Origin of the sequence: Mesorhizobium sp. B283B1A, from assembly GCF_020165735.1 — a bacterium.
Classification (GTDB): Bacteria; Pseudomonadota; Alphaproteobacteria; order Rhizobiales; family Rhizobiaceae; genus Mesorhizobium; species Mesorhizobium opportunistum.
In genome coordinates this window covers 15,274-37,764 of the sequence record NZ_JAIUIQ010000015.1, presented here as the reverse complement: position 1 = coordinate 37,764, position 22,491 = coordinate 15,274, and the positions used below count along the sequence as shown (strand labels likewise).

At 58.9% G+C, this 22,491-nt stretch carries 11 protein-coding genes and 3 pseudogenes; 6 read left to right on the top strand and 8 right to left on the bottom strand.

Annotated features, from left to right (window positions below):
- Positions 1-457: 457 nt before the first annotated feature.
- Together LB577_RS33485 and LB577_RS33480 are read right to left on the bottom strand one after the other, a co-directional pair.
- Positions 458-709 carry a DUF2285 domain-containing protein gene (locus LB577_RS33485; RefSeq protein WP_366216862.1) on the bottom strand — a complete coding sequence of 84 codons (252 nt, stop codon included), beginning with the start codon at positions 707-709 and terminating at the stop codon, positions 458-460.
- A 28-nt stretch (positions 710-737) separates the two neighbouring features.
- Positions 738-1,265 carry a transcriptional regulator domain-containing protein gene (locus LB577_RS33480; RefSeq protein WP_224687285.1) on the bottom strand — a complete coding sequence of 176 codons (528 nt, stop codon included), beginning with the start codon at positions 1,263-1,265 and terminating at the stop codon, positions 738-740.
- A 1,108-nt stretch (positions 1,266-2,373) separates the two neighbouring features.
- On the opposite strand from LB577_RS33480, the gene LB577_RS14985 reads away from it, so the two are divergent.
- The 4 genes and pseudogenes from LB577_RS14985 (at position 2,374) to LB577_RS14970 (ending at position 8,722) form a co-directional block, all read left to right on the top strand.
- Positions 2,374-2,613 carry a hypothetical protein gene (locus LB577_RS14985; RefSeq protein WP_224687284.1) on the top strand — a complete coding sequence of 80 codons (240 nt, stop codon included), beginning with the start codon at positions 2,374-2,376 and terminating at the stop codon, positions 2,611-2,613.
- 690 nt (positions 2,614-3,303) lie between these two features.
- Positions 3,304-3,483, top strand: a pseudogene (locus LB577_RS14980) (hypothetical protein); the annotation flags it as partial.
- A gap of 1,839 nt (positions 3,484-5,322) precedes the next feature.
- A complete protein-coding gene (locus LB577_RS14975) occupies positions 5,323-7,452 on the top strand; it encodes a prolyl oligopeptidase family serine peptidase (protein WP_224687283.1) in 2,130 nt (709 codons plus the stop codon).
- A 577-nt stretch (positions 7,453-8,029) separates the two neighbouring features.
- The gene (locus tag LB577_RS14970; protein ID WP_224687357.1) at positions 8,030-8,722 is read left to right on the top strand and encodes an OmpW/AlkL family protein; all 693 of its coding nucleotides are present in this window, start codon (positions 8,030-8,032) and stop codon (positions 8,720-8,722) included.
- Between the two features lie 886 nt (positions 8,723-9,608).
- On the opposite strand, the gene LB577_RS14965 is transcribed toward LB577_RS14970, so the two are convergent.
- The gene (locus LB577_RS14965; RefSeq protein ID WP_224687282.1) at positions 9,609-9,878 is read right to left on the bottom strand and encodes a helix-turn-helix domain-containing protein; all 270 of its coding nucleotides are present in this window, start codon (positions 9,876-9,878) and stop codon (positions 9,609-9,611) included.
- 79 nt (positions 9,879-9,957) lie between these two features.
- Between LB577_RS14965 and LB577_RS14960 the strand changes: the two genes are divergently transcribed.
- On the top strand, positions 9,958-10,239 hold the full coding sequence (locus tag LB577_RS14960) for a DNA -binding domain-containing protein (protein ID WP_224687281.1): 282 nt from the start codon (positions 9,958-9,960) through the stop codon (positions 10,237-10,239).
- A gap of 347 nt (positions 10,240-10,586) precedes the next feature.
- Here LB577_RS14960 and LB577_RS14955 read toward each other — a convergent pair whose 3' ends face one another.
- Together LB577_RS14955 and LB577_RS33475 are read right to left on the bottom strand one after the other, a co-directional pair.
- On the bottom strand, positions 10,587-11,288 hold the full coding sequence (locus tag LB577_RS14955) for a LuxR family transcriptional regulator (RefSeq protein WP_224687280.1): 702 nt from the start codon (positions 11,286-11,288) through the stop codon (positions 10,587-10,589).
- 672 nt (positions 11,289-11,960) lie between these two features.
- Positions 11,961-12,134 (bottom strand): annotated as a pseudogene (locus tag LB577_RS33475) (aspartate aminotransferase family protein); the annotation flags it as partial.
- A gap of 1,555 nt (positions 12,135-13,689) precedes the next feature.
- On the opposite strand from LB577_RS33475, the gene LB577_RS14950 reads away from it, so the two are divergent.
- On the top strand, positions 13,690-16,134 hold the full coding sequence (locus tag LB577_RS14950; RefSeq protein WP_224687279.1) for an FAD-dependent oxidoreductase: 2,445 nt from the start codon (positions 13,690-13,692) through the stop codon (positions 16,132-16,134).
- Between the two features lie 771 nt (positions 16,135-16,905).
- Here the strand turns inward: LB577_RS14950 and LB577_RS14945 are convergent.
- The 3 genes and pseudogenes from LB577_RS14945 to LB577_RS14935 form a co-directional block, all read right to left on the bottom strand.
- A complete protein-coding gene (locus tag LB577_RS14945) occupies positions 16,906-17,643 on the bottom strand; it encodes a class I SAM-dependent DNA methyltransferase (protein ID WP_224687278.1) in 738 nt (245 codons plus the stop codon).
- A gap of 23 nt (positions 17,644-17,666) precedes the next feature.
- Positions 17,667-18,089, bottom strand: a complete 423-nt coding sequence (locus LB577_RS14940) for an SET domain-containing protein-lysine N-methyltransferase (RefSeq protein WP_224687277.1) — start codon at positions 18,087-18,089, stop codon at positions 17,667-17,669.
- Between the two features lie 2,121 nt (positions 18,090-20,210).
- Positions 20,211-21,373 (bottom strand): annotated as a pseudogene (locus LB577_RS14935) (porin).
- Between the last annotated feature and the right edge of the window lie 1,118 nt (positions 21,374-22,491).

Genomic DNA, 22,491 nt, shown 5'->3' with positions numbered 1-22,491 from the left:
AGTTCCGCCGCCTCGACTACCTACAGCCACCAGCCCGCATGGCCGGACGCGAAATGGGCTTCAAACTTTAAGCTCTAAACGCGACTACGTCTGAGCGGCATGCCCGGCAGGAGACAGAGCTCGCTGCCGGGCCGGATACGCCTTGGGAGGTGGCGTAAGTCCGCGACCTTCGTGGCGGGGGGGGAACCACCACCCAGTCCGCTCGTTTTGCTGAGCGAGCATGTATCGTGCCAGGCAAAAAGCGTTCTAAAATACCGGTGGCGGCAGCTTTTTTCTCTGTTGCGCATTCGACATTGTCACCTATGGAACGTTTTCAAACGTGCCTCTCGGCATCGGCTGACACCTCGACCAGAGCGCACCTAAGGCCTTGCCCCGCCAAGTCGACCGGGCGAACTGGGGTGACCGGTTCTAGCTCCGAACTGTTCGCCGGCTGATGTACAGGGCGGACCGTCCCTTCTCAAAGAAGGAAATCCCTGTACCCTCCATGCATGAGGGCGCGGCCACGAGAGACAGCGCGGCGAATGCGATCGCGCAGATGATCGCGAGGATCCCTCCAGTCGGCATGGACGCGCTGTTGACCAATCAGCGCTTCGGCGAGCTCGCGATGTGACGCCCCAGCAAGTGAGCCGTCGAGCGCCCGAAGAACGAAGGTCAAACGGGGACCCCGTTTTTCTGGCGGGAATAAGCGGGCAGGAAGCTGTTGGCCCACATTTAGACGATTGAGGGACTCGATCGCCCTAAGACGGTGCTTCGAAAGGGTCTCGGGCCAGATGGCCTCGGTACGGAGGAAAACGGGGTGCAAGATATCCGCGCCAGAGACGGCGAGTTGGAGCGTATGCTCGGTATCCCGAAGAAGAACATGCTGGCCCTTGTCGGGGGCTAGCAGGACCGTCGAACGGCACGGCAATGCCGAGAGCTCGAACGGCGCTGTGCCCGACCACGCGGACAGCTGTTCTGCAATGACCGGCAGCACATGAGCGCACCATAGCGGAGACCAGAATACGACCGAATTGCGCCCATGAGACTCGGCGAAACAGAACACCCCAGCGTGACAGTTCGCCGGCCACCGTGACCACATTGAGAAAAGGTCGGTACGACAAAGTATTGGCCTGCTGGCTTGCAGTGGTCACATCGGGCTGGAATGCTGGATTCCGGCGTAAGAACTCCCAGGCCCATTCGCGCGGCGTCAGAGCTGAGGTGTAATCATAAGATCTTTCGTCGCGCCAATCAGCCTCATCGGCGCCATTCACGAGAACTGCAGGCATCAGTTTGCTCCCCTGGCCGCCCCCAGACACGTCGAAACATCATGCCGGGTGGCAAAGCACCGGCGCAGGGGCCACCAGACCTCGACGAATGCGTTTCGTCGAAGCTGTTGCGGCCGGCACCGTTCAGGGCCGAACACGCCGGCAAATAGCGGCGACATGACCGAACCAGCGCAGCCAGCACGGCCCGAGCGGGCCAAGTGAGTTGGCTCGCCGCCAGTGGCCTGTTCCTGCGCCGCATTCCTGACGTTCCTTGAAGGCCGCGTGGCGCAGCGGTGGGTTTCTCGTTGATTGTGCGCAGGTCGTCGTAGCGCCAGCGATATAAGCGTAGCCATGGAGATCTCCTGGGGGAAGTTCCCCGCCATTGGAGACCAAGTTTCAGGCTACGGCAGCCTGTATAGCTATACAGGTAAGCCGGGGGGTTCAGCGGACCGCAAAAGGACACCGGCGAGGGGCAATGGCTTTGAGGTGGTGCTCACGCCGAGCTTTTGCGAGCGGCGTGCACGTGGAGCGCGGCGGCCGGGATAAGCGTTATGGCAGGGGCTTGACCAACCATCAGATCGGCCAAACGGAGCCCTATCCGACTTTTGCCGCTCCGGTGTCTAGACGCTTCGGTCGCTCAAGTGGCCATCGACTGGGGGTGTCGTCGGCCAATTGGATCCGGAAGCATTTAAGCGTTCTGGCGAAGATGTTGCGGTCCAGCCAAGGTGTGTGAGGTTCACAGCTTGAGTTCTGACTGTGCCGCGGAACTCACCGTTGGAGCTTGATCCGCGCTCGTTGTGGGATTCTCGACGATGTCGAACATGCGACACAGCCCTACTAGACTCATCGCATTGTTTTTAAACGATCTCACAGTTGGCACGGCAAATGCGGTCCTGTGCGCAAGAGCACTCTGGCCAGCCAACTGAGAATCTGATGATCAAGCTTGTCGAAAATGCGGACGCCCCGGCCAGCACTGAGCATTCCCGAGCGGACCGAAACCGTTGCGCTTGCGCTTTCACTCGTCCGGTTATCGGGACATGACCGAGTTCGATTTCCGCCCAACCCTGAACGCACCCGACGATAACCCCCATCTTTGGCTTGAAGACGTAGACGGCGAACGGGCACTTGAATGGACAGGAGGCCAGTCAGCAAAGACCCTGAAGTGCTTGCGGCGCTCGCCACGACCGAGCGCGAGCGCATTCTGGTCCTCGATGGCGCCATGGGCACGCAGATCCAGGGCCTGCGTTTCGACGAGGAGCATTTTCGCCGCGAGGCTTTCGCCGGCTGTGCCTCTCACGCCAATCGTCGACGTCGAACGCTGGCTTGGGCCTATTCTCAACTATGTGCCGATGACGAGGCGGCGGAATAGCCGTGGCAAGCTCTATTGTCTCTTCGCTTTAAAAGTTCTGAACCGGCGGGCGAGGTCGAGATCCGCCTCGGCGCAGCCCGCCTGCCCGGTTGCCGCGATCGAGAGCTGGATCCGGTTTTTTGGCTGCATCACCAGAGACCGCTCTCCGGCGCATTTTCAAGGGCAGCAAGACCGCCTACGTCGAACGGCTCTCCGCATATCGCCTGCCTGTTCAAGTGGGCGGCGCTTGCCGCCGGTCGCGTCAGGGACCTCCCCTGGCCGTTCGACGCGTCTGCGACGTCGAACCCAGCGCCAGAAAAAGGCCGGCTGAGGAAGCTAAGCCGGGGAGACGCCGCTCAAAGCAGGAGATCAACATCCAGAGGCCTGTTTCGCTGGGAATTCTTGAGAACAGGTCGGGGCCAACTGGGGCTGGATGCGGCCAGGCAGAAAGCGCCACAGATCGCTCAGGAAGATCCATCCTTGGCAATCGCTCGTCTCGCCTCACTCAGGTCGGTGTTATCGCTGACGACGGCGGTACACTTTCACAATCCGGCGTGCACAGATTGGCACTGTCCGATGCACGACAATGTTGGAGATGCGACAAAGCCGGTTGGCCCGATTGCTTTGGTTTTAACGTGTTTCTTTCATTGGCACACTTTTTGCGCCGCACCTCGGTGTCAATGATGTTCGTGCAACGAAAGTGGAGAGGTTTTCCAGCTTGCCGATCGGCTCGTCAAGGCAGGAAAAGATTTCGAAATGGTCTATGTGCCTGGTGCCGATCACTATACGCTAGGCATCTACACCGAGCACAAACTCCTGGACTTCTTCGTTCGGAACATTCTAGGTCAGACCCCGCCCAACTGGAACGACTTGTTTGATCTAGAAGAATGACTCGGCTAGGGATGCCGCGCCGGACTTCCGACTAACGTCCCGCGACGTCATCTTTAATGCCCCTTTGACTGTCCACGGGATCTTTGTGGCTGGCGCTGCACCCGGTGACCGAGACCAAATGCCGAACAAAGGCGGGCCCCGTCTCACGAGGCCCGCCCGAAGGCGCATGCATCTTTAGAGCCGTCCGAAGTTCCCACATACGCCAAAGCTGATTTTTTATGCGATGCCCGCGCGGCGTTTTAATGAGCTCACAGGGGTCTGAATGCCTTCGCGAGCTGCAGTGCTCTAAAGCCTCTCGGGCCGGATTGCTTCGGTACGGAGGTTGACAGGCTTGCAGCATATCGGCGCCAGAGACGCCGAGCTGGGAGCATGCTCCCCTTTGTGAAGAAGAACATGCCGGCCCTGGTCGGGCGGCAGCAGGACCGTCGCACCGCAGGCAATGCGAGAGCTCGAACGGCACTGTCACCAAGGATCTTGACATCTGCAATGACCGGCAGCGCATGGAGGCACCAGAGCGGAGACCAGAATACGACCGAATTTCGCCCAAAGGACTCGGCGAAATAAGACACGCCAGCGCGACAGGTCGCCGGCCGACGCGACTACGTTGAGAAAGGGTTGGTGAGACCAGGTGGTGGCCTACTGGGTTGCAGCGGTCACATCACGGTGGACTGCTGGTCGCGTCCTAGAAACTCCTAAGCCCATTCACGGCGTCAGACCAGCGGAGTAATCGTATGATCTTTCATCGCGCCACTCAGTCTCATCCGCGCCACTCAGCCTCGTCCGCGCCAGTCACGAGAAGTGCTGGCATGATTGTGCTCCCCTGCCCGCCCCCACGGATGTCGAAACATCATGCCAGCTGGCAAGGCACCGGCGCTGAGCGCACCAGACCTCGATAGAGGCATTCGTCGAACCGTGTGCCATCGGCACTGTCGAGAGTAGAAGGCGCGCGCAATACGCGTGCAGGCCGTCGCATCCGCATAGCGACAGCCACCCCGGCCTGTGCAGCCAACGCAATTGACTTCAGGTCCGTGATCGGCTCGTGAGACCCGTGCCAGATTTTCCTTGAGGGCCAGTGGGCGCCGCGGTGGGTTGTGGGCAAGTTGTCGTAGCGCCGGCGCTATAAGGTCAGTGATCGGGAGGTCTCCTAGGTGGAATTTTCCCATTGGGCTCTACCGCCCCTCCTGACCCGCGTATCGCATATCGGACGGCGGCCCCGACATCACCCCAAGTTGCCACGGGGGAGCAGTCCACTGCGTTCGCCCGAACAGCTTGCTGGCTTGATCGACAGACTTCAAGAATCCAATGAAGGGGACCGTGCAGGCCAAGGTTGCGGCAGGCCTTGGGCAACCCTCAGATTGCCCAAGCGGCGCCCCAGTTTCTTGCCTGGCTCCGGTTTTTGCCGCCGGCGGTGTCTAGACCCACAGGTGCAGCCGGTCTTAGTCGCTCACTCGTCCATCGCATCACGGTGGTTGCCATTGACTCGCATGCGTAAAGCGTTCCGGAGCGAAGATGTCGGCGGCCAACCAAGTTCATCGCGAGCTCCACGGTGTCAGCTATCGGGCTTGAGGTTGATCCGGTGATTACGGGGTGCACTCGTTGTCGCATTCGCGACGATGTCTGACATCTGACACGACGCTGTCAGAGCGATCGCATTGTTCCGTAAGGGCTTCCGAGTTGGCACGAGAGCTGCGGTCCTATGTGCAAGAGCACTGCGACGCCACCGACTGGGAAGAACTAATCCATGATCAGGGTTTTCGAACATGCGGACACCGCCGCAAACATTGAGCCGTCTCGAGCGGACGAGAGCCCTTGTGCTTTCATTTCTCAGGTCTTTCGGACATGAGCGAATTCGATTTCCGCCCAACGCTGAATGCGCCCGACGATGACCCCCATCTTTGGCTTGAAGATGTAGAAGGCGAACGGGCACTTGCGTGGACCGCCAGCCAGTCGGCAAGGACCTTGAAGCACTTCGCGGGAACGCAGTTCGAGCGCGACCGGGCGGCGCTTAGAGTGATGTTCGACCGTTTCGACAGGATTCCCCTGGCCACGCGCCGCGGTCAGTATCTCTATAATTTCTGGCAAGATGCCGGAAACCCGCGCGGGTTGTGGCGCCGGACCACCCTTGCCGCTTACATGAAGGCGGATCCCCAGTGGGATCTACTGGTCGATCTGGACGTCCTGGCCGCTAGCGACGGAGAAGACTGGGTCTGGGGCGGCGCGTCGATCGAGCCTGAGACGCGCGAAAGAGCCGTCTTGCGCCTGTCGCGCGGGGGCAGCGACGCGGTCGTGCATCGCGAATTCGACCTTAGCTCTTTGAGCATTGTCGCCGACGGGTTCAATCTCCCAGAGGCCAAGGGCGGGATAAATTGGCTCGACCCTGACACGCTTCTGCTTTTCAGTGCGCTTGGTCATGACATGGCCACCCGTTCCGGCTTCGCGCGGGCCGTGCGGTTGTGGAAGCGTGGCGCGGATCCCCTCACGGCGCCGGTAATCTTCAAGACGGGTTCCGATTCCCTAAGCGTGTCTGGTCATCTGGACCGCACGGTCGAGAACGAGCGCCTTTGGTTCATCGAGAATACTGGCTTCTTCAAGCAGATAGTCCAAATCGGCGACAGGAGCGGGCCGAAGCTTGAGATCAACCTTCCTCGGGATGCCTGGTGGGCCAGCTTCGGCGATTGGCTGGCGGTAAAGCCGCGCAAGCCCTGGACAGTGAGAGGGACTACCCATCCCGCGGACGCGCTGATCGGCATATCGCTTTCTTCTTTCATCGGTGGCGAACGCCGTTTCAGCACCCTGTTTGAACCGGGCGAGAGGCGCTGTCTGCAGTCATTCTTCTGGAATGACGGGAAGCTCATTGTCGCCTACCTCGAGAACCTCGCTCCGCGTTTCGAGGTGTTCACCCCGGGTCGCCAGGAATGGACGCGCCGAGCCCGGGACACGCTGCCCGCGCAAGGGACCGTCCACCTCTGGTCCCTCGATGCGGCAGATCACGAGACCAATGGAGAGGTCCTCGTTTCGGCTCAGGACCCGATCACACCGTCGCAACTGCTCCTACTCGATCTCAATGATGCGCCGCCTCTTGGCGCTCCAGTGGTCCTGAAGCGCAGCCCGGAGAATTTCGACGCATCCGGACTGGTGGTCACGCGCCACGAGGCAGTCTCAATCGATGATGAATTGATCCCCTATACGCAGGTCGGTCCGGCGAACGGGAACGGAGATGCGCCGGTTCACCTTTCCGCATATGGCGGGTTCGGCATATCGCTCCTGCCCCACTACAACTCCTCGCTCGGTAAGCTGTGGCTCGAACGCGGCGGCACGTGTGTGGTGGCAAATATCCGCGGGGGCGGCGAGTTCGGCACCCGCTGGCATGATGCCGGGCGAAGGGAGGGCAAGCGTCTCGCCCATGACGATTTCGCCGCCGTAGCAGCCGACCTCGTGCGAAGAGGCATCACACTGCCGAGGCGGATTGCCGCCGAAGGCGGCTCGAACGGCGGCCTGCTGATCGCCAACATGCTTACCCGCTATCCTGAGCATTTCGGCGCGCTGTTCTGCACGGTTCCGCTTATCGACATGCGCCGGTACACCAAGCTCCTGGCCGGCGCGAGCTGGATCGACGAATATGGCGATCCGGACAAGGCTGAGGATTGGGCTTTCCTGAAGGAAATCTCCGCCTATCACGCCGCCACGCCGGGACAGCCCTATCCGCCGATCCTGCTCGCCACCACGAAGCGGGACGACCGCGTTCACCCGGGCCACTCGCGCAAGATGGCCGCAAAGCTGCAGGCCCTCGGCTATCCGGCTTATTTCTACGAGCCGAGTGCGGGTGGGCACAGCTCCGGCAAGGACAATCGGGAGCGCGCTGCATTCATTAGTCTTGGCATCAATTTCCTTCGCAGCGCGATCGGCTGGCACGCCGATAGCTTTCACAAAGGATCGGGAACTCGAGGAGGGCGAACTTCGGATGACTGAGTACAGGTCGATGACTGCGAGAACGGTGGCAAGGAGCAAATGGATGGGATCAAGTAAGTGAAACTGGCGCAGGGAGTAGTAACGGCCGTCGTCCTGATGCTGCTGGCACAGCAGGTTGTCGCGACGAGTCATCCACAAGTCCCTGCGCCTCCCCGCCTTCCCCGACCCGTTGCGCTTACCCGTGCCCGTCTACGACACCAATCTAGGAGCCAAGCTCTTGGCATATCCGCCTGCGCGCCTCGGGGGACCACATTCAGCTAGGTTAATACGGTGCCTGTCCGGTTGCTTCTGCGGGACCAGCCCGGGCGGGCACAGCTACGGCAAGGACAATCCGAGCCGGGCGCGTTCATTGGCTTGGCCTTGGCAGCGCGATCGGCTGGCACGCCAGGTAGCGTTTATGGACGACCGGCAGCTCGACAGGGAAAACTTCGAATTGCAGGTCGATGATCTGCGAGGATTGCAAACAAGGCGCGCACAATTCGCGAATAATGGGCGCCAGCGCTCTGTAGATACCAATCAGCACAGCAGGACTATTCACGGTGAAGTCTACCATTTTAGAGAGCAAGGAAACACCACTATGCCAATACAGCGAATGAACGTGGTGCGGGGAGTCATATCGGCCGTCGTCCTGCTGCTGATAGGGCAGCAAGCCGTCGCGGCAGACCTTCGGGAAATCCAGCTCGATGCGCAGGAGAGTGCCTCAGTTGAATGGCCCAGCCCCTGGCAGTTCCGCCTGCGCGCATTGGGGGTCATCACCAAGGATTCGGGCTACGTTAATGCGGTGCCCGGCTCCGGTCTTTCCTATTCGAACACGGTGACGCGGGAACTCGATATTTCGTATTTCTTCACGGACAAGGTCGCAGCCGAGCTTATCCTCGGCACCACCCATGCCAACATCACAGGCCAGGGCTCGATTGGCGGGCTGGGGAATATCGGGAAGCTTCGGCTGCTGCCGCCCACGCTGACGTTGCAGTACCATTTTGCGGATATCGGCGCCTTCGAGCCTTATGTCGGCGCCGGCGTGAACTATACGATCTTCTATCATCAGCAGGCCGGCAGCGCCGATGATCTGGAGGTCAACAACACGTTCGGCACCGCACTGCAGGTCGGGGTGGACTACAAAGTCGACCAGCACTGGGGCATCAACTTCGACGTGAAGAAGCTCTTCCTGAAGCCAGACTTCGACGTCACCGTGGCCGGCAACAAGCTGACGGGGAAAGCGGAGCTCGATCCCTGGCTGATAGGCGCGGGTGTCACCTACCGTTTCTGACAACCGAATGCGAGAACCGCTTACTCAAAGCCGCGTCGAAATGAACAGCGCCTTGTGCGCCCTTTTTTTTGCGGTCGCCCAAGACGGCAAGAAGCCGTTGTCGAGAGTGCGGCCGCCCTCTTCCAGCGGAACAGAAGCATACCCCCGGTCAACGCGGATCCACTAGCGCCCGAGATGGAATGCTTAGAGGCGCCTGCGATCCAGAAACTTTCTATTGTCGGAGGGAATGCCGCGCCGGCCACTTGCCGGCATCGTTCGCCCCCAGCCTGCTTATGCGCCTGCGCAAGGGAGCAGGGAATTCCCCGATGCCGAGCGGATGCCTTTTTCGGCCATGCTGCGACGTGCAGGTCGTCTACTGCAGTACCGGTGGCCAGCGCCCTGGAAGCATTTGTCGGCAGCCCAGGCCCGTTCTTCGCTTGCCCCAGGCCTCACAGCCGGTGCCAGGCTCCGGCGCCGCGACATGAGGCCACGGATCTCCTGGATGGCGGCGCCTGAGCCCGGCCCTGCCTGCCTCAGCGATGGCGGTACGCTTCTGTCTTGCATCCATAGTTTTTCTACGATCGCCGATCCGGCTTCCCCCCAGGAGCGGGACGGAAGCGAGGTAGGCGGCGAGTTGCGACCGGGAGGGCCGGCGTCCAGGCAGACCGCATCCGAAGGACCGAAACGAAGAGAAGGAACCGAAGCGAGAGCGAAAGGGTTGCGGGACGCCGCGCCGGGCCTAGAAGGGAGTGCCGCCTGCCCTGCTCCGCCAGCCAACAGGGAAGAGCTTAGCGGGTCTGAGGACCCGTGCCAGGGGGCGGAAGCCGAATGGCTGGGACGCTGAACTTGCGGAAAGGCGAGCTGGTTCTATGGCAGGGGCGCGCTCCGCGAGAAGCGCCAGCGTCAGCTAAAACCGCACGCTCAACAGAATCTCGCACGGGTCAGTGTCAAGCACCGCAGCTACATCGAGAAACTCAATGACATCGAGACGCCGCTCTCCACCCTCGTACTTGGCAACGAAGGATTGCGGACGGCCAAGCTTTTCGGCCAGCTGCTCCTGGGTCAGGCCTTGAGCCTTGCGCAGTGATCTCAGCTGGTTCAGAAATCTCTGGTGGCGGGGAGATCGAAGAGATTTTGGCATTAGGCGAACCGGACGGGTAAAGACCGGCTCAGCCACTAATCCCGGTTCCGGAAAATCCCATTTTGGGATATTCTGTCTTGAATCCAGCGATCAACATGCGAGGTTCGCGGCAGACATGAATCCATCAACGGGAACGGACGGGGCTCAACGCTCAACACTGCACGATGAGGTCCCCTGGTCAGACAGCGTCACGAGCTATGACAGGGAACATTCCGCAATCTACCTGCGCGTCCTGGACGCCTGCGCCGACAATGCGAGCGTAGAGGAAATGGCCGAACTCATTCTCGGCATCGACCCCGTCCTTGAACCTGTGCGCGCCCGCAAGGCTGTTCGCAGCCATATCGACCGGGCGAACTGGATGGTAACCACCGGCTACAAGGAACTGTTCGGCGGCTGACGCACGACTGAACTGTCGGTTTCCAGGCAAGGAACTCACGACGGTCCCATTCCTGAGCGCAGAGTCCGAGAAACGCGCGCCTAATTCGGTCGCGGAGGTGATCGCAAGGACCCGTCCAATCGGCGTGGATGCGCCTTCCCGATCAGCACTTCAACGATGTCGCGATGTGACGGTCCGGCGAGCGATCCCTCGAGGCCCCCAGAACGACAGCAAATCGGGGCCGCGGTTTTCGGCGGAAACAAGCGGGCAGGCAATTCGCCGTAAGCACAAGACGCACTCGAGCCCCACGGGCTACGCATCAAGCCCGCTGCGCACGTGAAGCTACCCGTCAGCGAACCGAAAAAAGCCTAGCGGGGCAGGCGCCCAATTGCCTGCTTGGTGTTCGTCACCCCAAGCTTCCGGCGAGCGTTGCTCAGATGAAAGACGGCCGTGCGCTGCGTGATCCCCAGGATGCAGCCGATCTCCCAATCGGACTTGCCTTGTTCTGCCCACTGCAGGCACTCGTATTCGCGCGGCGTCAGCAAGACACCATCGATCGTTCGATCGGCGGACAGTTTGCTGCGAACGAACATATGAAAACAGGTCGCGATATACGGAAGACCTCCTACGTGGCGTTCTGTGGCGCGGAAGAATGCAGTGTCGGGCTTGTCTGCGGCAAAGGTTACCGCAGCAAAATTACCTCGTCGGTCGGTAATCGGGATCGTCATGCCGCAGCTGATGCCAAACTGCGCCGCTTCTTCGAAAACCTGAGCCCCTGCAGCCTCCTCGCCGCTCAAATCGTATCCCCAACGAAACGGGCATCCGCCACCGCGTGCACGCACAATGACGGGGTCAACACTCTCATACCGGTTTTCGAGATAGCGTGCTGTCCACCGCGCCGGATAATTCGATATCAGCGTGGGTTTGCCATCAGACCGCGGCGGTAAGGAGAGATAGGCAAAGGTGCGCAGATCGAGCCCAGAGGCGACATCGGCCAGGGCGCCGTGGAGATCAGCCTCATCGACGCTTTCTGAAAGCCGTTCCAAGAATCTTTCAAAGACAATTTGCATGTCCTTCGCCATGCGTTGATGTGTTTGTTTTCGTCACCATGACTGCAGGGCCGCCACTGTCCAGCCTAGCGCCGGCCGCGACCTATCTCGCCGGCATTGGCCGGCAATGTGACCACCGCCTCCACAGCGGCACCAGCCGTCGCCAACCGCAGTTGCCGCAGACTTATCTGCATCCCTAGCGAGCGTGCGCAGGCGCAGATCGCTCAGGATTGGCCGCTTGATGTACTTCGGCAAGGAAGGACGCTAACGTTAGAACGCCGGGCGGCAGTAGCTTCGAGGCGGAGATGGAGAGGCTCGATTTGTCATACGGATATCTCGATACGTGAGCCGATATACGGCCGCCCTCCTGCTCAGGCTTTTGACGACGCAGGCAGCCACTCTCATCCAGCATTTTGACAAAGGCCCTGCCGGTGGGGAGGTACACCGACAGGGCGCCGCCGCTTGGGTCGCTGACCGCTGCCACGTGGCGACCAGTCAGCGGCGGCAGGTTATTCGATTGCGAGCGAGCTCGCGCCTCGACTCCGCAACGCGTTTGTTCTGTTGTTGGGACACATTCCACAAACAGGCCAGTTAGTGCACGGAAGGGCGGTCGCTTCCAAGCTTTCCGCGCCTTACCGGGCGACAAGGTTCCGCCCAGGCCAAGCCGGCAACAATCCAACAGTTTCGCCATGATCATACCGCGCCCTCAGCTTTAAGCGCGCGATATGTGTATTGATTGATTTCGCAGTCGCATCGACGATGATGTCGATCTCTTTTCGGGTAATGATCAGAGGTGGGGCACAGCCGAGAATATTGCCATGCGGCATAGCGGCCGATGACACCATTCTCAAACAAAGCAGCGGCGGCCGCGTTCCGCTGATCTTTGCAGAAGGTCCGGCCGTTTGAGCCCTGTAGCGCGGTTGCTGTGCCTCTCATCCGCGACTCCGTATGGATGGCTTATGGCATTAGATAACTTTGCAGGAGCGTCGAGTCGCGACGCAAAGGGCACCGTGTAAGCAGCATTCCTGCAAAAGTGGCCATAATTTCGCAGTTTCCGATATGGCAGAACTAGGTCCTGTAGACATGGCGCTTGTTAAGCAAAGACCAACCGCCTGAGTTGCCTCCTATCGGGGACTATGAGGGCGGCTCAGTGTCCCAAAAACAGCGTCCAGTCGTCTCGCTGGATCAGCACGCCAACGGTGACCAATGGGGCGAAGCGGGGCCCGTCCAACACCTGTCCGCTCAATCTCCGACGATGTGAACCGCGACGCACGGAGCAATGCCCCGAGCCATAGCAGCAGACCGGGCCAATTGTCCGGAGCACCAGTGCGCGAAAACTCGTAGTAAATGGCGCCGTTTCGTGAACCGTGCGCCATTAAAAACTGTCTAGGGCAGAGATGGACGCAAACAGCGACCGGACCGCCAACACCGCGCAGCGAGTGCGTGTGAGCGGAGGCATCGTTTCACAGCTTGTCGACTCGTGCGTACCGTCAAGCCGTTCGCCGGCAGCTTGCGCTAGCGTCGGGCACACGTGCAGCCGATTTTCGTCTTTCAGAGTTAGTCAAGGGATTGCCATTTAGAGCCGGGTACGAGGAGCGTCGCTGGAGCGAAATGCTGCGCGCCAATCAAGCTCGGTGTGAGTTTTACTGCTTGAGTTTGCTGGGGGTTCCTGCGAGCCCGCACAGGAGACCGATCAGGCGATTGAAGTTGAACTGTCGTCGGATCTCTGACGATGTCAGAGATGAGACACACGTCCTGTGAGAATGACTCGTTGTTCTGAAATGATTTTCTCAGTTGGCATGACACGTGCTGCCGATCTGCCAAGCACTGCTCCCGCATGGACCCATCCTATTGATCAAGCTCGCCGAAAATGCGTTCGCGCCCCCGACCCTAAGCGTTCCCGAGCCGACGCAAGAATGTGCGTTTGCTCTCCATTTGGCATCAAATAACGCCGCCACCTCGAATATCCGGACCTTGGCTGTAGCCACACGGCACAGGAAAGTTCTCGACCACGAACGGAGTTGGACCGGAAAGAACGTAGTTGCGATGGCGCTTGCGCCCAGTGGCGAGTCGCAGCTCCACGCCGGCATCCGATAGATGCACAGCCACGAGTGTGTTGGTCCTGGCACCAAACGGCCACGGCCTACAGGCTAGACTGGCGCCCAACCTGGTAGACCACAAAGGTCTCGAGGATGAACAGCGTCGCCCGTCAGTCCGGTATGCGGCTCTGGCCGGGCATTCTTCGCGAGGGCGACAAGGGATAAGTATCTGCGGTGGCCTCGTGGTCTCGCCAGGGGCTCACCATTCATCCGGAACGGCTGGAGGGCGCGCTCCCCTGGCTCTGGCGAGGTTGCGGAAAAGAAACTGAGCAGGAGCTTACAATGATAGTCGCACCAGAATTTTCCGGATTGAGGTATCCAAAATGAAGCCGCTGCCTTCCAAAGCGCGAGCTGTCATAATCGGAGGCGGCATATCGGGGTGCTCCGTCGCATATCACTTAGCAAAGCTGGGGTGGACAGACGTGATCCTGCTCGAGCGTAAGCAACTTACGTGCGGCACGACCTGGCACGCCGCGGGATTGCTCAGCGAGCTTCGCGGGTCTCGCGACATGACGAAATTGACCAAGTACTCGATGCAACTCTACTCAAGCCTGGAGGAAGAGACGGGGATAGCAACCGGACTTCGCCGCGGCGGCTCATTGTCTATTGCAGTTACCCAAGAGCGCAAGCACGAGCTCTACAGGCAACTCTCTCTCGCACCCGCCTACGGCGTGGAGACGCGAAAGATCAGTGTGCAAGAACTCAAGGGAATTTACCCTCATATCGACGTGTCTGATGTCACTGCTGCGCTTCATTTCCCTAATGATGGACAATGTGATCCAGGCAACGTCGCGATGGCGCTGGCCAAAGGCGCACGCCAGCGTGGTGCCGCAGTCTTTGAGGGAGTGAAGGTAGCCGGTGTTCAGGCGAGGAACGGACGGGTGTCGGGCGTGACATGGGAGAAGGATGGTGAGCGCGGGGTAATTGAAACAGATAACGTAGTAAACTGCGCGGGGATGTGGGCACGAGAATTCGGCGCCAGAAGTGACGTCGCGATTCCCTTGCATGCGTGCGAACATTTTTACATGGTTACAGAGCCAATAGGTGGGCTAAATCGACTTCCGGTCCTACGGGTTCTTGACGAATATACTTACTATAAGGAAGATGCAGGGAAAATTCTCTTTGGGGCGGTCGAACAGAAGGCGAAGCCGTGGGGGATTAACGGTATCCCGGAAAGCTTCTGCTTCGATCAGTTGTCCGAGGACTTTGCGCATTTCGAACCCATTGTGGAGAAGGCTCTTAAGCGAGTTCCAATGCTGGCAACAGCCGGTATTCGTACTTTCTTCAACGGCCCGGAAAGCTTCACCCCGGACGACCAATATCACCTGGGTGAAGCTCCTGGTGTTAGGGGCTATTGGGTCGCATGTGGTTACAACAGTACAGGAATAGCTGCCTCAGGGGGGGCGGGCTTAGCGCTGGCGCAGTGGATGAATGACGACGAGCCGCCCTTCGACTTGTCGGGCGTGGACATCCGTCGGATGGAACCCTTACAGAAGAACCGTTTGTATTTGAGAGAGCGGGTTTCCGAGGTAGTGGGACTCTCGTTTGGCGACCACTTCCCCGCTCGTCAGATGACAACAGCACGCGGCATTCGACGCTCGCCAATTCATGAACAGCTCAAGGCACGCGGGGCGGTGTTCGGTGAGATGGTGGGCTGGGAGCGAGCCAACTGGTTTGCCAGGGAAGGTCAAGAGCGTGAATACCGATACTCCTGGTATCGCCAAAACTGGTTCGATAATCAGCGCGAAGAGCACCTGGCGATACGGGAACGCGTTGGCATCTTCGACTTAACCTCATTCGGAAAAATCCGAGTGGAGGGCCGAGACGCTACCACCTTCCTCCAGCGACTTTGCTCCAATGATGTCGACGTGCCGGTTGGCCGGATAGTCTATACGCAAATGCTAAACGAGCGAGGCGGGATCGAGAGCGATCTGACCGTGAGTCGTCTCACGGAGACTGCTTTCCTGCTGGTCGTGTCAGCCTTCACATTACAACCCAATCTCTGTTGGCTTAGGCGGCATCTAGGCGACGAGTTCGTCGTTATCGCGGATGTTTCGGCGTCGGAAAGCATCCTGGCAGTGATGGGACCGAATTCGCGCGAACTGCTCGGCAGAGTGAGTCCGAATGACTTCTCCAACGAGAACAACCCTTACGGCACTTGGCAGGAGATTGAGATCGGCATGAGTCTGGCGCGGGCCCATAGAGTGACCAGTGTCGGCGAGCTGGGCTGGGAGATCTACATTCCGACTGACCAAGCCGCTCATGTCTTCGAAGTAATCGAGGCGGCGGGCGCCGATGTCGGACTCAAGCTGTGCGGACTCGGTGCCATCGACTCGTGCCGCATGGAAAAGGCGTATCGGCACCTCCCCGACGATGTTGGCAGCGGGGATCACGTGCTCGAAGCGGGGCTGGGCTTCGCTGTCAAGACGACAAAGTCTGGATATATTGGACGCAATGCCGTGCTGAGAAAACTTGAAGCGGGACTCGACCGTCGGTTGGTTCAGTTCCGCCTTAAAGATCCTGCCCCTCTACTTCATAAAAACGAAGTCGTTTTCCGAGACGGTCGGATCGCCGGAACAATCGCTTCCGGAGACTACGGACATACGCTCGGTGGAGCTCTCGGCCTTGGCTATGTACCGTGCAAGGACGAAAGCGAGACGGCTCTGCTCTCCTCTTCCTACGAGATTGAGATCGCCGGCGAGTCCTTTGCCGCGGAAGTCTCACTCAAACCGATGTACGACCCGAAAGGCGAGCGAATGCGGGCTTGACTTACGAGTTCGAGCCGTTCGGCATCCAGCAACGTAGAGCTGGTATCGAAGCTCGCAGCCCGCGCCTAAAGATATGGTCTTCTGGACCTCGAAGGCGCGGTTCACGAGCCAGTTGGTGCGGATCGCCACCTGTTCGACTGGATCAGCTCGACGCGCGCGAACGCAGGGGATGGGCGTAATCTCCGGGCAAATCGGAATGCTGGCCTCCCCGTTCAATGTGATCAAGAAGAACTGTTCTGATGTTCACTCTTCTACTGGCGCAACAGTCGCCAAGCTGGCAAGAGGTATCGTCTACCGAGAGCGCGGTCGTCGTCGGCATCGACATGGCGGCCGGATAGAGGCTTTGAGAGGGAGGAGCTTTCCACTTTGAAGAGCAGCAATCACGGGCGCTGTGCAACAAACGAGGCAACTGAGACAGCAGAATGAATCGGCCCGCGTGCCCGCGGCAGTTTGTCGACCAGCCCTTGGCGCCGTGGTGCCGAGCATGGGTTGGCGTCATGTCGGTCTTGGCCAGGTCTCTTCGATGATGCGCACGCGGTGCGGATCGATCAAAAACTTTATAGGCGTGCGGTTGGGCATTGCGGGGACTTAGACCAGGGCGGTCTTGCACGGGCAGCCAGCGTCACCTTTGAACGTGAGTCGGCGCAAGTACCGGCCCAACGTTGAGGAATGGCCCAAGGCAGCGTCCGACCAACCGGCGGCCCAAAGATTGGGATCGGCCAAAACCGCCGAGGCTCTCACTAAGACGAACCTTCAGAGGCAGGTCACCAACTAGAAGCTGGTGCGCCTGTAAACAGAGATGTGACCTTGGGATTCGTTGGTGAACGCGCCCCTCGCCCAATCCCCCCAACGCTCCGCCAGCTCCAGCCCAACGCATTCGGCCATGGTATCGAGCTCCTGGTGATAAACGTACCGAACGCGTTGTGGTAAACGTCTGACCGATGTACCAGAAAACCAGAGGATGGTTGACGTCAAATTCTGGTTTACCGGGTCATGGAGCAGCGTATTGATAAAGGTATTCTCATGATCAACGTACGTGGTAGTCGTCTTCTGGCCGCCGATAAAACCATCCAAGGGTGGAACGCGAACTTCTATTACCACAACCCCCTTCTCTGTTAGCGCCTCCGCAGCCGATCGAAGGCAAGCTATTTGCTCTTGGCGCGAGGAGAGCAGGGTGAATGTGCCATAAACACAATAGACCACATCGTAGCGTTGTTCTGAGCTGAAATCGGCAATGTCCCCCTTCCAGGCTTTGATCAGATCAGTACGTTTCGCGAGAAGTTTTAACATGCTGTCTGAATTGTCGATGCCTTCGACCCTGACGCCCCGCTCGCTCAACGGCACCGCTACGCGCCCATTGCCAATACCGAGCTCAAGAGCTGCTCCTCCTCTGGAAAGTCGCTCAAGGAAGTCAGCAGTTTCGTCTGCCTCCGCAACTTTCCCTAATAAGCTGGTAAATTTTTCATATGTGGAAGCCACACTCTGGTCGTAAGCAAAGCCATCAGACATTTAGATTCTCCACGCGTCTGCACTCAATCAACGAAGTTGATATTTTTAGGGTAATCTGGAATATTTGTGTATGTCTGTGTTATTTCCTCGTCCACCTTTATGTCTTTGATTGCTACAATGCTCGCCCATGCGCCAGATTCTTCATCAGCCCAAACCGTTTCTGCGTTAGGATTGGAAGAGTGATTCACCAACGAGGCAAGTCCAAAAACAATGTAACGAGAGAAACCAGAGATTTTTTGATTTTTTCTTCCGCGAACGAAGTAATACTCGAGTATACCAGTAAGATCTATGAGGTTGGCTTGACGGTCGTCAAATCCCCATGTTGGAGCGCGCTCGATTATATCGCCAGCTTGGAAGGGGATATTGGCGAATAAACCACGACCTTTTCGGGGAACTTTCTTCACATACAAAGCGTGGCTACGATCAAAAACCCTATCGACCATCATGTGTACCTTCTTAATGCTGAGCTTGGAGCGTTTCGTGATGGGTAACCGTTGAGCCTCCGGATGGCTCATCAGCAATGCTACAGAGAACTCGGCGGCCTATTGATCGTGCGCTCGGCTGCGAGGCTGACTCATCTCGCCGCAAAACTCCTCCTTCGCGGAGCTGCCATTTCCAATCCAAGCTACTTTCGCCCCTTCTGGTACCATCGCCGGCGTCTCTTCCACTAAGGAACAACATCGGTGGATCGGCAACGCGCTCCAAGGGACGAGATTCTAATTCATTTCATGTTCTCCGAGAGCGAACATAGCCTGTTTCTAACCTCGTCATACCTACCAATATGCGTGGGTGACGTTAGCTGCCTTACGTTTCGTCCTTACGTGCTCGAGTGGGAACTGATTGGCGACCGCATCAAATACGCCTCCGAACGAGAGCGAGCTCTGGTATGAACCGCAGGTATTTGCCGTCAGCATCTGGCCCGAAGGGCGATCGGGCGGCCGATCGAACCAGGCGAGTTCCTTGGCTTCCAGCTTCCGATCGCAAGGTGCTCATCATCTACAACGAGGTTCATCACCCGGCCAAAAGGCGAACCACGTCGACGCTATTTGACACCCTTGTTCAGATGCTGGTGGTCGGCAACGTCCGGAGTCTGAGACGTGCGACGCACAGCCTCGTGGTTCCCCGATTGTATTTTTCACGCCGAGCGGCACGTTCCGACCGACCTTGGGGTGGCTCGTATCTCTTGAATTTCAACGAAGTCAGAATGTGGTCAGTCCGCTGGCCGGCGGGAGCGCATCATTTCGGTGACTAACCTCGATGAGGCCAGGCGGGCCGCCGGACGCACATCACCTCAAGTCAGCGACCCACGCGTCGCATGCCCGAAACCCACCGTCGCCCGGGATCCGAAATGCTTGCCGCCAAGGGTCCGGAAGATTGATCGCGTTCCCCTGAGCCTTACCGACGAAAGCGGGATGTTGGTGCAGCTGCCACACCGCAGCGACCGTATGTGAGTTTGGACCGGTGTTGTCACCGCGCCAAGACGACAGGCTCGGACCTTGGATCACAACGCATTGAGGTTGATATGCGAAGACAGCCTTGACGACGAAATCCTCATGTGAGCAGGGTGGGCGGCGAAGGCGACCGGAAAGGCCAGCCGTCGAAGGCGGACCGCATCCGCAGGAGGAACGAAGAGGAGGACCCTGACCGGGCAAGCGAAGGGTTGCGGGATGCCGCGGCGGGCCCAGAAGGGAGAGCCGCCCACCCCGCGCCACCGGGGAAGGCCAGCACAAAAACCACGCCGGCCAACAGGGCGGCGACCGTCAGCAGCCGACAGGCTGCCCCGCGCCAAAAGGGCGAAGCCGCGGGGCCGAGACCGCCTGAGCTTGGCGAAGAAAAGCGGGCTCAGTGCACGAGCACCCGCCACGAGCCGGCTGGATGTCCTGCCGAAACTACGGATGCCACCCTTGCGCGGCGGTTTTACGAGTTCGCACGGATCAACGCTCAATGCTTGGACGCATGGCTAAGATCGCTAAGCAAACCAAACGCCTCCCGTCCGATCTGACGGGCGAGGAGTCGGAACAATCGCGCCGCCAATGCCCTGGGGCGTTGAGCCATCCGTGCGAGGTTTGATTTTCATGAGGTGATCAACAGGGTGCGCTACCTCGTGCGTTCGGGTTCGGCTGGCGGAATGCTGCTGATGCCGAGTCTCGGCAAGCGAAGGGTACGGGCCGTCAAGAAGATCGTCGACATTGGGACAGTATGGAGCTCAGGTCGATCCTGGATGATATCTAAGCGTGCTTCCTCGGCCTCGCGGACCTCTTGACTGCGGGGGCATCGGGTGGCCGAAAGCCGGCTCGCCGCCCCCTCTTTTCAACGGGAACGTCCGCCAGCGTCGTTTGCGGATTCTGCCGTTCTACGCAAAGAAAGCGGTCCGCTTCACAGTTGCCCGCGATCCACCTCGCCTGCGCGCTCTAATCACAATGCATAAAAAGGGCGCCCGGGAACAGGGCGCCCCTTCTCATCGACGAAATGCTCGGACTGGAGGTCCGCGATCAAGCAATGCGCCGATAAACGATTTGAAGGCTCGCAGTTCCCCGCTTCGAACGTGGGTATGAGCCGTTCAATGCTCAGAATGAGCGCTGGAAGCGAACAAAACCGCCTACGCTGTTTTTCTTGTCAGCACCGGTCCAGTTCAAGGCCGGAGCAGGAGAACCAGCACCGAATTCGTCGAAGCGGCCTGCATGCAGGTAATCGACTTCAGTCGTGATCGTGAAGCCGGGAACGATATCGTAAGCGATATTCGCGGCGACACCGAGGTTCTTCCACTCATCGTAGGAAACCTGGGCATTGAACGAGGTCTTCTCGTTGAATTTGTAAGTGGCGCCGCCCCATACAGCCCAGTTACCGCCCCACTGCTTGTAGATGCCGCGACCGCGGCCCGGGATCGCCCAGGTCGGATCCGACAGGTTGTCGTCCGTTCCATAGCCGGCCATCGCGAACAGCGAAACTGCCTCACTAACATTGACGTCGATACGGACTTTGCCGGCCACCTCCTCGTAGTTGCTGTCGTAAGCGATGACGCCGGTGATGGCGCCCCAGCCCTGCGTGTACTTCACGCCGCCGACGACGTGCGGCACGTAGCTGTCGATGGTGCCCTTGTCGCCCGAGCCTTCTTCAAGCGAGACGACGGCCGAGAAGCCGTTGCCCGCGTCGAAATAATACTGGATGACATTGGTGTTGTGATCGCCATAAGGCACGAGCGTGTCGTTGATGACATTGCCGGCATAATCAATGAAGCTTTCGAAAGCCGTGTCGGTCTTGCCAATACGCAGACCGCCGAGCTGAATCCAGGCGTGCTTCAGATTGACGGCCTGATTGTGCGCGGGATTGGGATCGGTACCAAAGTCGCCTTGATCATTGCCGAAATCGAAACGGGTCTCGGTGTAGGTCTTCAAGGTGCCGAGCTCGGTCTCTGGCCGGTATAAGTGCGCAGCGAAAAGCGAGCGTTCTTGTACCAGGTGTGGTTGCGGCTACCGTCCTCATGATCCTCATTGGTCGCACCGTCGTATGAGCCGACGTCGCCGAAACCGATGTCGTAACGGACATAGCCGCCGATGCGCAGGCAGGTCTCAGTGCCGGGGATGTAGAAGTAGCCAGCGCCGTAGACGTCGCAGATCTTGACGTATTCAGCAGGTTCCGGCTCGGCGACGACGACGGCGTCGGCGGCGCGCGCACCGGAAACTGCGATCAGGGCCGCAGCGGAGCCGAGAAGAAGGCTCTTGATGTTCATACTTGATCTCCTTGAATGATTTGAAAAGGGCGAGGACGTCGATGGACGAACCGCTCCCTGTCCCCACGATCGAAAAAGATGCGCATCGCGAAGCATCCTTCCCGCTTCGGGCGCTATTCGCAGGACGGAATAGTGCAAGTTCAAATTCCTGTTCCAGGTTATAAGTATCAGTATTAGTTGTATTTTTATCACTAAATCCGCGTTTTTACTTGCACAAATTGAACAACTATACATTTGTACAAACCGCACAATTGGTACATTGACCGATTTAGTACGCGCCAAATAGGCGCCAACAGCCGCCGATGCCGACGAATCGTCAGATGGATCCAATCAGAGAAATAGCCTGTGCGGCCGACGCAACAGCTTCGGTGTTCATGCCTTACCTAAGCAATTCGACAGGAACGCGACTCTTGAGAAGAGGCGAGGGGCTGATCAGCCACAGCCACGCCAATCTGGGATCAGAGATCGAGGAAAGGACCTCCCGGATTCCGGGCACAGGCCTGCCGTCGATGAACTGAGCCAGGGAAATGCATGCTTGCGGGAGCCTCTGCGAAAGGCAACCACATCATTGTGCCGCTGCCACCAATGCAGCGTTGACCGCGGTATTCCGAAACGTCTCTCGATATGCGTTGAGCCCGCAACCGGTCCGGCCCACTCAGCGATGCGCGCGCCTGTCGGAAAATCTTTCAGAACCGGATGCCCGAGCGGCTGATCGGCTGGCCGGGGTCGCGAACCGATCTCACACGCATGGGCGCTTAGCCGTCGCGCCGCTTCGGCCTCAAGCCTACCAAGAAATTCGGCGGCCACGGCCGTCGAATGGTCGGAAGCGGAACCCGAAGCCGGAACGGCAGCCTTGTCGCCCTGCCTCGCCTCATCGCATTGGGCAAGAATGCGCTGAACCTCCCGCATGACAAAGCTTGAAAGCTCGCTCTGGCGCTGTTCATCCGCGAGATCACTCGACCCAGACATGTGTGGCTTTCCTGATAGCTTCCCTCAGCAAGCCGCCGAAGAAGCGTTGACGACATGACGCTTGGAGGACGGGCGTTTTCGCATTCTCGCCACTTGGCAGCCGTCTTACGGCTTCAACCTGCGCCTCTCAACAAGAAAAGAAAGGACGT

Coding starts and splice junctions, on each gene's coding strand:
- LB577_RS33480 (WP_224687285.1), bottom strand. CDS start 1,265: ATGCCTGCAGTTCTCGTGAATGGCGCCGATGAGGCTGATTGGCGCGAC.
- LB577_RS14985 (WP_224687284.1), top strand. CDS start 2,374: ATGGACAGGAGGCCAGTCAGCAAAGACCCTGAAGTGCTTGCGGCGCTC.
- LB577_RS14975 (WP_224687283.1), top strand. CDS start 5,323: ATGAGCGAATTCGATTTCCGCCCAACGCTGAATGCGCCCGACGATGAC.
- LB577_RS14970 (WP_224687357.1), top strand. CDS start 8,030: ATGCCAATACAGCGAATGAACGTGGTGCGGGGAGTCATATCGGCCGTC.
- LB577_RS14960 (WP_224687281.1), top strand. CDS start 9,958: ATGAATCCATCAACGGGAACGGACGGGGCTCAACGCTCAACACTGCAC.
- LB577_RS14955 (WP_224687280.1), bottom strand. CDS start 11,288: ATGCAAATTGTCTTTGAAAGATTCTTGGAACGGCTTTCAGAAAGCGTC.
- LB577_RS14950 (WP_224687279.1), top strand. CDS start 13,690: ATGAAGCCGCTGCCTTCCAAAGCGCGAGCTGTCATAATCGGAGGCGGC.
- LB577_RS14945 (WP_224687278.1), bottom strand. CDS start 17,643: ATGTCTGATGGCTTTGCTTACGACCAGAGTGTGGCTTCCACATATGAA.
- LB577_RS14940 (WP_224687277.1), bottom strand. CDS start 18,089: ATGATGGTCGATAGGGTTTTTGATCGTAGCCACGCTTTGTATGTGAAG.